At 50.7% G+C, this 14,069-nt stretch carries 16 protein-coding genes; 10 read left to right on the plus strand and 6 right to left on the minus strand.

What is annotated here, in order from left to right:
• Positions 1 to 36: 36 nt before the first annotated feature.
• From TH61_RS01445 to TH61_RS01470, 6 genes are all read left to right on the plus strand, one after another.
• The gene (locus tag TH61_RS01445; protein WP_066504924.1) at positions 37 to 1,326 is read left to right on the plus strand and encodes an amidohydrolase family protein; all 1,290 of its coding nucleotides are present in this window, start codon (positions 37 to 39) and stop codon (positions 1,324 to 1,326) included.
• A 100-nt stretch (positions 1,327 to 1,426) separates the two neighbouring features.
• Positions 1,427 to 1,981, plus strand: a complete 555-nt coding sequence (locus TH61_RS01450) for a porin family protein (RefSeq protein ID WP_082780269.1) — start codon at positions 1,427 to 1,429, stop codon at positions 1,979 to 1,981.
• Between the two features lie 192 nt (positions 1,982 to 2,173).
• Positions 2,174 to 2,692 carry a GNAT family N-acetyltransferase gene (locus TH61_RS01455; RefSeq protein WP_071887752.1) on the plus strand — a complete coding sequence of 173 codons (519 nt, stop codon included), beginning with the start codon at positions 2,174 to 2,176 and terminating at the stop codon, positions 2,690 to 2,692.
• Between the two features lie 54 nt (positions 2,693 to 2,746).
• Positions 2,747 to 3,727 (plus strand): zinc dependent phospholipase C family protein, encoded by a 981-nt coding sequence (locus TH61_RS01460; RefSeq protein ID WP_066512402.1) that lies wholly within the window; start codon positions 2,747 to 2,749, stop codon positions 3,725 to 3,727.
• A gap of 159 nt (positions 3,728 to 3,886) precedes the next feature.
• The gene (locus tag TH61_RS01465; RefSeq protein WP_066504928.1) at positions 3,887 to 4,501 is read left to right on the plus strand and encodes a deoxynucleoside kinase; all 615 of its coding nucleotides are present in this window, start codon (positions 3,887 to 3,889) and stop codon (positions 4,499 to 4,501) included.
• Between the two features lie 80 nt (positions 4,502 to 4,581).
• Positions 4,582 to 5,259 (plus strand): hypothetical protein, encoded by a 678-nt coding sequence (locus tag TH61_RS01470; RefSeq protein ID WP_066504931.1) that lies wholly within the window; start codon positions 4,582 to 4,584, stop codon positions 5,257 to 5,259.
• Between the two features lie 54 nt (positions 5,260 to 5,313).
• On the opposite strand, the gene TH61_RS01475 is transcribed toward TH61_RS01470, so the two are convergent.
• From TH61_RS01475 to TH61_RS01495, 5 genes are all read right to left on the minus strand, one after another.
• A complete protein-coding gene (locus TH61_RS01475; RefSeq protein ID WP_066504934.1) occupies positions 5,314 to 5,790 on the minus strand; it encodes a hypothetical protein in 477 nt (158 codons plus the stop codon).
• A gap of 156 nt (positions 5,791 to 5,946) precedes the next feature.
• A complete protein-coding gene (locus TH61_RS01480) occupies positions 5,947 to 7,323 on the minus strand; it encodes a peptidoglycan DD-metalloendopeptidase family protein (RefSeq protein ID WP_066504942.1) in 1,377 nt (458 codons plus the stop codon).
• 101 nt (positions 7,324 to 7,424) lie between these two features.
• The gene (locus TH61_RS01485) at positions 7,425 to 7,682 is read right to left on the minus strand and encodes a hypothetical protein (RefSeq protein WP_066504944.1); all 258 of its coding nucleotides are present in this window, start codon (positions 7,680 to 7,682) and stop codon (positions 7,425 to 7,427) included.
• 17 nt (positions 7,683 to 7,699) lie between these two features.
• Positions 7,700 to 8,125 (minus strand): hypothetical protein, encoded by a 426-nt coding sequence (locus tag TH61_RS01490; RefSeq protein ID WP_066504946.1) that lies wholly within the window; start codon positions 8,123 to 8,125, stop codon positions 7,700 to 7,702.
• A gap of 143 nt (positions 8,126 to 8,268) precedes the next feature.
• A complete protein-coding gene (locus tag TH61_RS01495; protein ID WP_066504949.1) occupies positions 8,269 to 9,096 on the minus strand; it encodes an MOSC domain-containing protein in 828 nt (275 codons plus the stop codon).
• A 216-nt stretch (positions 9,097 to 9,312) separates the two neighbouring features.
• On the opposite strand from TH61_RS01495, the gene xseA reads away from it, so the two are divergent.
• Together xseA and xseB are read left to right on the plus strand one after the other, a co-directional pair.
• The gene (gene xseA, locus TH61_RS01500; protein ID WP_066504952.1) at positions 9,313 to 10,893 is read left to right on the plus strand and encodes an exodeoxyribonuclease VII large subunit; all 1,581 of its coding nucleotides are present in this window, start codon (positions 9,313 to 9,315) and stop codon (positions 10,891 to 10,893) included.
• Between the two features lie 119 nt (positions 10,894 to 11,012).
• Positions 11,013 to 11,225 carry an exodeoxyribonuclease VII small subunit gene (gene xseB, locus TH61_RS01505; RefSeq protein ID WP_066504955.1) on the plus strand — a complete coding sequence of 71 codons (213 nt, stop codon included), beginning with the start codon at positions 11,013 to 11,015 and terminating at the stop codon, positions 11,223 to 11,225.
• Positions 11,226 to 11,316: 91 nt separating this feature from the next.
• Here the strand turns inward: xseB and TH61_RS01510 are convergent, their stop codons facing one another.
• Positions 11,317 to 12,531, minus strand: coding sequence for a S8 family peptidase (locus TH61_RS01510; RefSeq protein ID WP_066504958.1), 1,215 nt, complete (start codon positions 12,529 to 12,531; stop codon positions 11,317 to 11,319).
• Positions 12,532 to 12,796: 265 nt separating this feature from the next.
• Between TH61_RS01510 and TH61_RS01515 the strand changes: the two genes are divergently transcribed.
• Together TH61_RS01515 and TH61_RS01520 are read left to right on the plus strand one after the other, a co-directional pair.
• On the plus strand, positions 12,797 to 13,552 hold the full coding sequence (locus tag TH61_RS01515; protein WP_082780271.1) for a peptidylprolyl isomerase: 756 nt from the start codon (positions 12,797 to 12,799) through the stop codon (positions 13,550 to 13,552).
• Positions 13,553 to 13,636: 84 nt separating this feature from the next.
• A complete protein-coding gene (locus TH61_RS01520; protein ID WP_066504961.1) occupies positions 13,637 to 14,035 on the plus strand; it encodes a hypothetical protein in 399 nt (132 codons plus the stop codon).
• Positions 14,036 to 14,069: the final 34 nt, after the last annotated feature.

A 14,069-nucleotide genomic window follows, 5' to 3' on the forward strand; every position in this document is an offset into this window, starting at 1 on the left:
TAGACAGTCCAAACCTACTCTACAAACAACCTCTATATGAAGAAACACTTTTACGCAGTAGCTACCATGGCTTTGCTGGCGTTCTCTGTCTCGCACACCATGGCTCAGAAAACGTACCTGCACTGCGGTAGATTGATAGACGGCCTCAGTGACAAAGCCCAAACGGAGATGACGGTCATTGTAAACGGCAACCAGATTGTCTCTGTAGAAAAAGGCTATACCAACCCAGAGGCGGGCGCCAAGGTCATCGACCTGAAAAACAAGACCGTCTTGCCCGGCTTCATGGACATGCACGTGCACTTTGAAAGCGAGACCAGCCCCAACCAATACGCCGAAAAGCTTTCTCTCAACCCCGGCACCACGGCCTTTAGAGCGGGCAACTACGCAGAGAAAACGTTGATGGCTGGCTTTACCACCGTGCGGGACCTGGGAGGAAGCGGCATCAACATCCAGTTACGAAACGCCATTAACCAGGGTCTCATGCGCGGACCCAGAATGTACGTGGTGGGTAAGGCCATCTCGGGGACGGGCGGACACATGGACCCCACCAACGGCTACCGCCAGGATTTAATTGGCGATCCGGGTCCGGCTGAAGGCGTGGCCAACGGTGTGGAGGAGTGTAGAAAAGCCGTACGGCACCAATACAAAAACGGCGCGGACCTGATCAAGATTGCGGCTACGGGCGGCGTGCTGAGCGTGGCCAAAGACGGCTCCGGACCACAGTACACCGAGGAAGAAATCAAGGCCATTGTAGAAACCGCCCGGGATTTGGGCATGAAGGTGGCGGTGCACGCCCACGGCGCCGAGGGCATGAAACGGGCCATTCGGGCGGGGGTCACCTCTATTGAGCACGGCACACTCATGGACGAGGAAACCATGAAGCTCATGAAGAAGAACGGCACTTGGTACGTGCCCACCATCACCGCCGGCAAGTCGGTCGCCGATTCGGCTAAGATTCCCAATTACTATCCGCCGCTGGTTACGCCCAAAGCCCTGGCCATTGGACCGCAGTTGCAAAACACCTTTAGCAAAGCCTATAAATCTGGGGTGAAGATTGCGTTTGGGACAGACGCAGGCGTGTTTATGCACGGCAAGAACGCCAAGGAGTTTGAGTACATGGTAGAGGCCGGCATGCCCGCCATGGAAGCCATCAAAGCCGCCACCGTGCACGCGGCAGAATTGGTGGGCGCGACAGATAAGCTGGGCTCACTTCAGAAAGGTAAATTAGCCGACATCATTGCCGTGGACGGAGATCCTTTGCAGAACATCAAAACCTTGCAACAGGTGGCCTTTGTCATGAAGGACGGAAAAGTGTACAAGCAATAGACCACGGTTTGAACCGTTAGAGGAAATATTCAGAAAAAACGGGAAGTGAGTAAGGCCTTTTGGCTTACCTTTGCCCTCTCTTAACTGCGTAACATTTAGTATGAAAAGATTATTCCTTTTGGGTGCTTTCGCCCTTTTAAGTGTAGTTGGCGCCCAGGCACAGACTAGTTTTGGTTTAAAAGTAGGCTTGAACGTGGCCAACATTGGCGGCGATGCTAGAAACACAGACCCACGCACGGGCGTGCACGCTGGCTTCTTTGCCACGGCTCCCATCTCTGAGCGTTTTGCCATACAGCCAGAATTACTTTACTCTCAGCAGGGTTTCAAAAACGATGACTTCACCTACACTTACCATTACTTGAACATTCCCTTAATCTTCAAGGGCACCATTTCTGGCGGTTTCCATTTACAGGTGGGTCCACAATTTGGTATTCTGTTAGACGCAAAGCGCAAACGTGGGAACATCACAGAAGATCTTTCAGACAATTTGAACAAGTATGACGGAGCATTAGCCTTGGGATTGGGTTATGATGTATCTAGATTACAGATTTCGGCTAGGTACAACCTAGGGTTATCTGATGTAAATGATGGCAATGAAAAAGGAGCCACGTACCCTAACAATGTCTTCCAGGTATCTGTAGGCGTGAAGCTGTAGTCATTTTTGGCCTGTTTTTCTCAAAAGCCTCGAAAACCATTCGGGGCTTTTTTTATTTATTACCTCGAGTGATTTTTAAATAAAAGCAGAGGGCCTTTAAATGGTGGCTTGTGCTGCGCAGCTTTTAAGTTTAAGCGGTAAATTGCCACTGCAGGAATTAATTCAAAATCATTACCCATCACGCTTTAACCTATGTCAGTTCACCCTACCGACAGTGCTGCCGTCTCCATAGAAGTAACCCAGGACGCGCAGGCCATCCATCACTTGGCGCACCAAACCTGGACGCCTACCTACCAAGACATTCTGGCCCCTGAACAAATCCAGTACATGCTGGACCGGTTCTACACCCCGGCCTCGCTCCTGGAGCAGATGGAGGAAGGACAGACGTTTCTGTTGTTGAAGAACCAGGGAGAACCGGCTGCCTTCGCGTCATTTTCCTTACTGTACCCAGAAGAGAAGATTTACAAGTTGAACAAGCTCTACATCCATCCGGCGCAACAGGGCAAAGGCTTTGGCAGGATGCTGCTGGAGGAGATTGTGCGCCGCCTTCAGCCACTAGGCGCCATGGCCCTGGACCTGAATGTGCACCGCGAGAATCCCGCCAAGAACTTCTACCAGAAACACGGCTTCCAGATTCATGAAACCTTGGACATTCCGCTGGGACCATATACCTTGAATGATTACATCATGCGGAAACCGCTGAGCACTTAAGATTTTCCATTCACCAAAGCATACACATCCAGATACGCTTAAATGATCTATAAAATGCGTAAACTCTCTTTAACCATCTGCTTGGTGCTGGCCTGTTCTGCCGTGAGCATGGGCTGGGGCTTCTTCGGGCACAAGGTCATCCAGCAGCTGGCCATCTATGGGTTGCCTAAAGATATGCAGGCCTTCTACCACCGCCACATGCGGTACCTGGTAGACGCCTCCGTACGGCCTGATGAGCGCCGCAACACAGACTCTACAGAGGCTCCGCGCCATTTCATAGACGTGGACTACTACGGTCCAAACGCCGTAAATGAGATGCCCGAAGGCTGGGCGGCGGCTTCTGCTAAATATCCCGTGGACACGCTGACCAAATACGGCTTGGTGCCGTGGCATGTGGTGGTCATGCAGAAGCATTTAACCAGGGCTTTTCAGCAGAAGAACGTGGACAGTATTCTGTATTACTCGGCAGATATGGGTCACTACATCCAGGACGCGCACGTGCCCTTGCACACCACCCTCAACTATGACGGACAGCTCACCGGCCAGCACGGGCTGCACAGCCTCTGGGAGTCCAAGCTACCCGAACAAAGCCTGAAGGGCTATTCCTTGAAACACCCACAAGCCAAATACCTGGCTAACCCGGAGCATGAAATCTGGGAGGTGATCCGGGCCTCGCACAAAGATTTGCCCCACATGCTGGCACTGGAGAAAGAGGTGAGCAAGAACTTCACGGACCAGACCAAGTTTGTCACCACGGAACGCAACGGCAGAACGCGCAAAACCTACTCAGACGCCTTCGCCAAGGCCTACCAGCAGGCGCTGGGCACTACGGTAGAGAAGCGCATGCAGGCGGCAGCGCAGATGACGGGCAGCTTCTGGTTTACCTGCTGGGTAGACGGCGGAAGGCCTGATTTGGAGAAGCTGCTTTCTGCGCCGCGCACCAAAGAAGAAATCAAACAGTTCAAGCTCGAAAGGAAAGCCTGGAAGAAAGGCCAACTGGCAGAAAAAGATTTACTGCTCACCAAAAGCCGCTAATCCTTTCTGACGTAAAATGGGAGGCGTTTTTGGCCTGTTTCTAAGAAAACAAGCAAAAAACGCCTCCCATTTTTTATGCCTAATCGCCTTTGCACCTGATGATAATCAGCGTGAATCCTGTACTTTTGTCCTCCTCATTTATTAAGCACCCACAGTATCATGCATATTGCCATCGTCGGTAACATAGGAGCCGGCAAAACCACTCTGGCCACTAAGTTAGCCCAGCACTTTCAATGGGAAGTTTTCCTGGAAGCCGTAGATGACAACCCCTATTTGAAGGACTTCTATGAGGATATGCCGCGTTGGGCATTCCACCTGCAGGTCTTCTTTTTGAACAGTCGCTTTAACCAGGTGCTGCAGATCAATGACCGCAAGAACGGCGTGGTACAGGACCGTACCATTTATGAGGACGCTTACATCTTCGCCAAGAACCTACACCAGTCTGGCATGATGAGCGAGCGCGACTACCAGAACTACTTCAATCTGTTCCAGTCCATGACCAAGATGGTGAAGGCCCCAGACCTGTTGGTGTACCTGAAGGCCGACTTGCCTAAGCTCATTGGTCAGATACAGAAGCGCGCCCGTGACTACGAGGAGAACATTGCCCTCTCCTACCTCAAGAACCTAAACGAGCACTACGACCAGTGGATTAGCGGATACACCGCGGGAAAATTGTTAGTGGTAGACGTCAACAACATGGACTTTGTGCAGAACCCAGAAGACTTGGGCGCCATCATTGAGCGCATCAACATTGAGCTGTTCGGGTTGTTTTAACCGGTAGACGCTTACAAGTATAGAGATTTCTTTATCTTTCGGGCCGGGATTGCGTATGTACCAAAAAAATGATTGGTCATATGAAATCCCGGTTTTCTTTTTCCCTGCTGCCCATTATGGCCGCAGGATTCCTATGTTTTGGCACCAGCTGCAACAAGACCACTTCTGAGACGGAGGCCGATGCCCGCAGAACCACCAACAAAGCAGAGCAGGAATTAGCTGAGCTGCGCGAGTGGGCCAAGGACAAAGCCAAGGACGTAGACAGCACCGCAGAGCGCAAAGGCCCTCAGGTAAAGGAGGAATTCAAACAGCGCTCCGCTGAACTGGAAGCCAACCTGGACAGCCTGTCAGAAGAGTCTAAAGAGGAATACAAAGAGCTCAAACGCCGATTTGAGAACTGGCAGTCCCAGAACAAACAGCGCAGTGACATGCCCTTGCAGCCTGAAAAGCTGGACAGCATCACCGCGTTGCTGTTAGGATCAAGTGCCGCGCTGGACATCACCTGGATTCCCACGCAGGTGCGCAGCAAATATGAGACGTTCACCAAAAACGTACGCCAGCACCAATCTTCCTGGACGGCCTCAGACTGGGACTATGTAGACGCCGTCTACAGAGAGATGAATATCAAGAAAGACCCTTTGGAAGACAACCTAAGCCCCGCTGATAGACTCAGGATAAAAGGATTGCAAGCTGAATACCTTGCCCTGGAAGCCAAAAAAGACGCGAAGGATTTACACCAGCAGATAAAAGACAATTAAAAGAAAAACCGTTTTTGGCCTGTTTCTTTTAAAACAGGCCAAAAACGGTTCCTATCAACCAGCCTTGTGCACTTTGTCTTTCTGTTTTGGTTCTTGGGTTGCACTGGATGAGTCCTGAGGAGCATCTGCTGGTCTATGTAACCATTTTTCGGCTTGCTCCAGGTCCCAAAATAAGGCGGCTTCACAGTGCTCACTAAACCGCTCTATCATATCTTTAGCCGAGGCCACCTGCTGAAAATCTGGTGACAGCACGTGGGCAAACCGTCTTAAGCCCAATTGCACCGCTTCTGGTAGCCACTCATACTCCAACCAATTATTAGCGTCCTCCCAATCACCGGTTACATGGCTTTTGTCATTGAGCAGTTTGCCACATTTCCATTTCTCCTGCAAGCCCAGATAGGCTTTGGCCGCCATCAAGACATCCTCGGCGTTCATGTGGCCAGTCCATTTGACAATAACTTCATCTTTCTCTTCATCAAAGAAGATAGTGATGTGCGCATGCGCATGTGAAAGATGCCAGGTAGATTCCATAGATAACGCTGTTTTAGGTCTTCGGTAAATTGGACAAGTAACAGAAGCGTTGAATTGAAAGGAGTTGTCTTTAGAATTGTACGCTGGCAGGGCCTTGAATGTTAGTGGTTTTCCGTATTTACGTTACGTATAAACACGTATGCCTTACGTATTTCGCTATTTTCCTTTGCCTGTTTCTGTAGGTTCTGCCAAGACCCAACCAGTAGCGCCTCCAGAAACTTTCACCAGCCAATAGTCGGTCTCTTTTGCCAATACCTGCACGCTGGTGTCTGCCGGAAGCGTGCGTTTAGCCGCCGCCTGGGCATGAGACGTCTCTAATAGGTCAGCGGTCTGCCGCAGGCGCAGAGTGTGCAGCGGCTTATCTAAGGGCTCTAACAAGAAGGCAGCCATAAACCCCTGCTGGCCGTTGGGCAGTTGCACCCGGTACCAGTCTGCGGTGCCGGCCAGCACTTGCACGGGCAGGTGCTTCTCTAAGGTAGTAAGCACGGTGGCTTTGCTGCTGGGAGACTGGCGCACAGAGGCCTTGTCTTTGCTCACGCGAGTCCAAGCGCCAATCTGTTCTTCGTTTACTTTTAAAGGGGCTGGCTTTTCTTTGTTCTTGAACACATAAGGAAAGGGATCAACCGCTCCGCGGCCATATTTGTAGATACCGAAGTGAAGGTGCGGCGCCGTGGTTTTAGCGTTGCCGGTATTGCCCATTAAACCCAAGGTGTCTCCAATAGAAACGCGCTGCCCGGGCTGTACCAACTGGCTGTCTAAGTGTGCGTAGTACAGACTTTGATTACGACCAGGGTCTTGCAGCCAGACTACCTTCCCACCAATGGGCGTGGTGCTCACCCTAGACACTACCCCCTCCGCAGAAGCAATGATGGGCGTGTTTCTGGCTGCGAAGATGTCTATGCCTTCGTGTTTGCGGGCACCCGCATCTCTATCCTGCCCCCAGAAACTCTGAATGGACCGTCCGTCTTTGCCCTGCACCGGGAACGCTAGCACGGGTTGTGTCTCAATAGTGACGGTGTACTGCCCGCTGCGCAGCAATTCTGGTTGCAACCGGACTACATGGGGCAAATCTTCCTCTACCTCATATTCCAGTTCCTGTGAGGTAGAATCTGCGTGGGCTACCTGCTTCGGCTCTGTTGGGTTATCTGGATTAGACTCAAACAAGTCCAGAAATACCCTTGGAACGTCGGTGCCTTTGGTCTGCACTTTCACAGACACCTTCTGGCCTTCTTTGACCGTGAATTGATACCCCGCCGCTATGGGTTTGTCTACTGGAAAGTAGCCTGTTTCTTTAAAAGGTAGTGTGATAGGTACCGGGTTTTCCAAGGCTTTGGTGCCAGCCGTCAGCCACTGTTGACCCAAGGCAGTCTTGTCCAGCTTGGCCTCTTCTAAGCCTTTTTGGTAGCGCTCATAGGGCGTATGCTTCTTAAAAACACCGCGTAACGCCTTTTGGGGGCTACAAGCTTGTGCACACAGCAAGGCCAGCCAGAAGATGTATTGATAATGCTTGCGAAAGAGGAAGGTACGGCTCATACGTTATGTCAAAAAAATACCCGTCACCCGGGCTGTATATAACGCAGGGTAACGGGTAAAATGTACGAGCCTCCTGAAGTTTTGGCTTCAGGTACAGGCAGTTACTCTTCTTCTATGCGGCGGTGCGGGTGTTGGTAGCCCAGTGCCTCCTGCTCAGAAATCTCCTCATATTGGTCCAGCATCAGGTGCAGGGTGCCCGAGTTGGTTCCTTTTACAAACGCGCCTTCTGGGGTGCGGTAAATGGCGTAGTTGTGCAACCCAAATGGGTACAGATTGTTGCTTCTAATCTCTTTGGCCAGGGTAAGGTCATGCTCCCCGCCGTTAGACGTTTGAACTATGTATAACGTATGCTGTGTCATGTGCAAATCAAGATAAACTATTTTACAAGAACCCCAGACGGTTGCAAGAAAAGCCATTGCTTGGCTTCTACCAGGTTGGGGAATTGACAGTAGTCACAGATGCCTTTGCCATTGGACATGTCCTCAATTGATTTCATGGCCAGTCTGGTAAAAGTGCTCTCTGGCACCACCACTGCAATATACAGATAATTGTTAGGAGCCAGTTCTGCCAGTCTTGGAATAATAAGATTGGCCATCCAGCGCTGGTCCTCAGGTGATACCAGGCCTAGGTGTAGCACATCCAGGTTGACGCGCTGGGTAGAATACTCCCGCATGGTTTGCAAAAGCCGCTGGTTTGCTTCCCTGAATTCCTCAGAGGTGCCCTTGCGCAGAAACCGGAGAAACACACCCTGCAACAACTCATCATACCCGGTGATGGCGTACTCTGTTCTGGTGTGAATCATAGGGGTGTAAGCGAAATTTAAGTAAGTGAATGCTTTAAAAAACTACTAACGGAGTACTATTTCCCATGTTTCTTGGTCACTTTTAAAAGAAACTAAGCCACTCGTTTTCGGGCTGATTTCTGGAAAATAGGGCAAAAACGGAATTAGGCTTCGTCTACATTACCGGCTTCCATGACCTGGATCTTGTCGCCTACGTTGATGGTGCCGGTAGAAAGGCCAATCAGGTTCATGCCAAACAGAACGCTGTTGCCTTGCTTACGGTAGGTGGCCAAGGTTCTAAGCGGCTCCTGGCTGGTAGTGGCGGTGAACTGGTCAATGGTAGTGACGTTGCAGCGGCCGCAGGGCTTGGCGCCGTAAAACAGGACATCGCCTATTTTAAAGGTCTTCCATTTCTCCTCGTCATAGGGCAGACCGCCGGTGAACACAAACGTGGGCCTGAACCGGTTCATGGGCACAGGTTGCTCTAAACGGCTGTTCAAATCATTCAAAGACTCCTGGCCAATGATCAGGAATGGATAGCCATCGGCAAAACTCACTTTCTCATTGTGCTTGGCGTAGTTGGGGTCAATGAGCCTGATTGAATTTTCGGGCATATAAACCAAGCGGCAGTCAATGCCCAGGGCCTCGGTAAACCAGGCGTTGGCTTCTGAGCTTACCACATAGGCAAAGCAAATGTCATCCCAGACGGTTACCAGCAGAGAACGAGTGCTGTTCGTTTCTAAGGGCACGCGCAAGGGCGACAGGTTTTTGGTACGGTGCGTGACTTCCAAGTGGTCTGCGTGCAAGGCTACGTCCAGCAAAGCCATCTCAGCCAACTTGCGCTGAGTCAAAAACATGCCACTCTCATCTATCAACATCCAGCGCCGGTCATACTGCAGGCCGCGCTCTTCTACCTGGGCAGACGTGAGCGAAATGCCGCCTAAAGACTTGATGGGATAAATGTTGATTTCTGAGAGTACCAAGTGTGACATAAAGTATATGTGCTGTGACGTGCCAAAGCTCCTAAAAGATAAAGGTAGGAATGATTCTTAAAACGCACAGACACTATATAAGGATTTGCACTTTTGCAACAATTTATCTTCACTAAAACCTATATTTAGCAACTTTGGTAATTTTTTTAGCAGACAATTGACCGCAAAGACAAAAAGCGTAATTTTAGGAGATTGAAAATAAGAGGAGCGCACGGAATGGGGACATATTTTCAGAGTTACCGCGAGGAGATTTCGCTGACGGTTAGCACTAACCGCCCGCTCACCTTGTATGAGTTCAACCACCGCCTGCGCGAAGAAATTGAGAATGCCCTGCCCCACCGGTATTGGATTATAGCTGAAATCTCTGAGGCCCGCGTGCACCACGGCAGCGGCCACTGCTACCTCACCCTCACTGACAAAGAACCCGGCTCCAAAGGCACCCTCACGGCCCAGGCCAGAGCCACCATCTGGAAGCGCCAATACCAGGAGATTGCCACTTATTTTGAAGAACAGACCGGTCATCCGCTAAAGGCCGGGCTTAAAATCCTGTTCAACGCCAGCCCGCGGTTCCATGAGCTGTACGGGTTCAGTTTGGACATCCATGACATTGACCCCACCTACACCCTTGGGGATTTAGCGCGCCAACGCCAGGAAACCATTCTTCGCTTGCAACAGGAAGGATTGCTGGACTTAAACCGAAAGCAAATCTTGCCCGAAGTTCCGCAACGGTTGGCCATCATCTCTTCGCCTACCGCAGCGGGCTATCAGGATTTTGTGGTGCAGTTGGAGAACAACCCGTTTGGATATGCGTTCAAACTCACCTTGTTTGAAGCCAGCGTGCAAGGTGCTGAGGCCGTAGCCTCTATCAAAACCGCTCTAAACCGCGTGGCCCTACAAAGACCCGCCTTTGACGCGGTGGTAATCATTAGAGGTGGAGGTTCTCAGACAGATTTGCTGTGCTTTGACCGCTATGAACTGGCGGCTACCGTGGCCCAGATGCCTCTGCCAGTTTTAACGGGCATTGGGCATGAGCGCGATGAGTCCATCACGGATTTAGTGGCGCATACACCTTTGAAAACCCCTACCGCCGTAGCGGCTTATCTAGTGGACCGTTGTAATGAGTTTGAGGCCAAAGTAGAAACCATCTTCTTGCAGATCCGCGAGTCGGCGACGGCGTTGGCCGTTATAGAGGAACGCCGCGTAGCCCAATTGACCAATCAACTGCAACAACGCACCACCAGCTTTTTACAGACGCGCCAGTTCCAGTTGGAGTGCCAGACACGCACGCTCTCAGACAAGCCTAAAACGTATCTCACACATGAGCAAAAGCATGTCATGTGTGAAGAGTTGCGCCTCACCCATTCTGTAGAACAATTACTAAGAGCCAAGGAAGCCAAACAACACCAGTACATCCAGACCCTGGAGCATGAGAGCACGCAGAAGGTAACCGCTGGCCAGCGCAAGCTCACGCACGTGGAGCACTGCGTACAACATACCGCTGAGCAGAGGGTACAGAAAGCCAAGCTCACGTTCCAGAAAAACCAGCAGCGGTTACTGTACGGGGCCAAAGATCATCTACAGACCAAAAGCCACCAACTGCAGCTAGTGGCCATGGACATACGGTCTCATGACCCCGAGGTGATGCTAATGCGCGGCTACACGCTCACCTACGTCAACGGCAAACTGCTTAGGTCCATAGAGCAACTCACACCCGGCGATGAACTGAAAACTAGACTTCTGGTTGGCTCCGTCACCAGCACTGTCACCAACATTCAAGAACCAGACCTTTTTATTTAAGAATTAATAATTAGTAATTAATAATGCCCCAGGCACTAAGATTTAGAAACCTGCCTAGCATTTTGATTATCAACTACAATTCTTAATTATTAATTAATAATTAGTAATTACAAAAAGCCATGAGCACCTTAACGTATAAGCAAGCCACCCAAGAACTAGAGGCCATTTTGAAGGCCATTGAAAACGATGATGTAGACGTGGATGAACTGACCCAAAAGGTACAGCGCTCCTCAGAACTCATCAAGCTGTGCAAACAGAAACTGCGCACCGCCGAAGACGCCATCAACCAGGTCTTCAAAGACATCAACTGCGAAACCCCAGAGACAGAGTAAACTCGTTTTTGGCCTGTTTCTGGTAAAACAGCCCAAAAACGAAAAAGGGTAGCCATTTGCATGGCTACCCTTTTTCAATGGTGATGGCAGACTAGATGTGAATGATCGGGTCTGCTTTTCCGTCTGGGTCACCTTGAACGTAGCCGCTAATGGTAGGTCTGCCTGCTTTCAACAACATGACCCCAGCTGCGTGCGGCGTAGCCATGGATGTGCCACTGATGGTGTTATAGGCGCCGCCTTTCCAGGTAGATTTAATGCTTACGCCAGGCGCGCACCAGTCTACATGAGAACCATAGTTAGAAAACGACGCCCACAGGTCTGAGCTGTTCATGGCCGAGATAGTGTAGATGTTGGCACCTTCGGCGCGGGCGGGTGAGTGGTTGTTGGCGTCATCAGACTCATTGCCGGCAGCCAGGCAGAAGATAACCCCGCCCTTGGCGGCATTCACCACGGCATTGTCTAGGGTGGTAGAAACTCCTCCGCCCAGGCTCATGTTGGCCACTTCACCGGTTTTACCCACAGAGGCCACATAGTCAATACCGGCAATCACGCCAGACGTAGACCCGCTGCCTCTGGAATTCAACACCTTCACAGCCACCACGGTAGCGTTGTAGGCCACACCAATCACGCCAATGGTATTGTTTTTTGCGGCAATGGTACCTGCCACGTGTGAACCGTGCCCGTTGCCATCATCTGCGCTGCTTGCGTCTGTGCCAGAAGTAATAAAGGTGCGGCTACGAGTCACGTCTACATTCAAGTCTGGGTGGTCCAGGTCAATACCCGTGTCAATTACCCACGCTACTTTGCCAGTACCATCCCCAAAGCCTACTCTGGTAATGCCGTATGGCGTGGTTTGAGCGGGCTGGGCTGTACCGCCACCGCCCGGTTTGCCCAGACTAATGATTTTATCTTGCTCAATATAGGCTACCCGTGGGTCACGGCGCAGTTTCTCAACATCGGCTTCTGTGAGGTCAGCAGAGAAGCCTTCCAAAACTTTGCCATAGGCGTGGCCCAGAGCATTTTCAGAAATTCCGCGTTCCCGCAAGATTTGCTTGCCCTGGCTGCGCATCTGGTTCTGGCGTTGGCCGTAGGTGGCCTGCGCAGGAAGGCTGCGGGTATTGTCTTTCTTTAACACCACAATGTATTTGCCGGCAATAGGCGCTCCTTGGACAGAGGCTTCAGCGGTTATGTCTGTGGCGGGGGACACTACCTCTTCAGTGCTTTCGCAGCTTTGAAATGTGAAGGCAAGCACTGCGGCACCAAGCAGATACTTGGCAGGTGACACGGTTGTGAAGTTCTTTTTCATACTGAGAAGTGTTTGTTTGAAAGATGGTTGTTGAAAAGTCTTCGCACTTGGTTAAATGCATTACCAATCTAGGGAAAACATAATTCAAATGATACTCCAAAAGCATGTATCTTTAAATTATTTACCTCGTATACAAGCAGTTATGAACTTACACCTCCTATTTTCAAGCCTTCCATAGTCGCTTTATTCCCTCCCTATAGGCTTGTCTAAGACCGCCGCAATCGCTAGTTTTGGTCATCACCCTTGACCGGATTCATTCAACCCTATGCGTCTTCCTCTTTCTAGGTTATACATCCTATTGCCGGTAACTATTGCCTACCTCTTTGCTTTTTCTGCCTGCCAGCAAAAAGCTCCAGAGAAGCCAGCGCCAGTCAAAGCTGAGCCCTTCACCCCTACCCTGCTCACCCAAGAAACCGTGGTGGACTCCTTAACCGCGTATGGCCAGGCACATCCCCATGACACGCTGGTGCTCATTAGCACCTCTAAAGGCGACATTAAAGTACGCTTGTTCAAAGACACGCCCCTGCACCGCGCCAACTTTGTGCGGTTGGCCAATTATGGCTTCTTTGACAAGACGGTCTTCTTTAGGGTAGAGAAAGACTTTATGATACAGGGTGGCAGGACAGACGAACCCAACATGAAGATTGGCATGTACAACATTCCCCAGGAGATACGCCCGCACTATTACCATAAGCGCGGCATGGTGGGCATGGCCCGTTACGGCGACAAGGAGAACCCAGAACGCATGTCCTCTCCCCGTGACTTCTACATTGTCCAGGGGCACCCACTTTCTCCAGAAGAGCTGGCCGCCAACATCCAGGAGTTTAAACTGAACCTCACGCCCGCCCAAAAGAAAATCTACCAAACCCAAGGCGGAGCTCCCAACCTAGACCAGCAGTACACCATCATTGGCGAAGTTCTGGAAGGGATGTCCGTGATAGACAGCATTGCCGCCGTGCCGGTAGACCCACAGAAATGGCCATTGAAGGACGTCACCATGAAGGTGCGGGTGATTAAATAGAAAAGTAACGTTTGCCTCCTTGTCTTGTCCTAAGGAATCTAGCCCCTCGCCAGCCCTAAAATCATTGTTTTTAGAACCCTACGCATGAAGCACATCCACCTCCTTTCAACCGATTTTCTAAACCTAGAATACAATGCTGTGGATGATATTCTCATCAGTACCTGGAAAGGCAACTTGTCTAATGCGGAGATAAAGCAGGGCTATGAGAGCATCAGCCTGCATTTAAAAAAGAACTTCTGCCACAAGCTTTTAGACAACCACAAAGACGTGCGCGGCCTTTGGGCAGAACTGGCCGATTGGGTAGCCTTGGACTGGTATCCCCGGGCCAAAGCTGCAGGTTTGGAATACCATGCTTGCATCTACTCCACCAACACGTTTAGCCACCTATCCACTGAGAAAGCCATTGAGATGATGCAACAAACGGGCATTGCCCAAGGTTTTGAAGACGCTACCGCCGCAGAAAATTGGTTGAAGTCTTTTTAAGAAAGTAGCTGAACTGCAAACAATAGACATCATA

The organism is Rufibacter sp. DG15C (genome assembly GCF_001577755.1).
Taxonomy (GTDB): Bacteria; Bacteroidota; Bacteroidia; order Cytophagales; family Hymenobacteraceae; genus Nibribacter.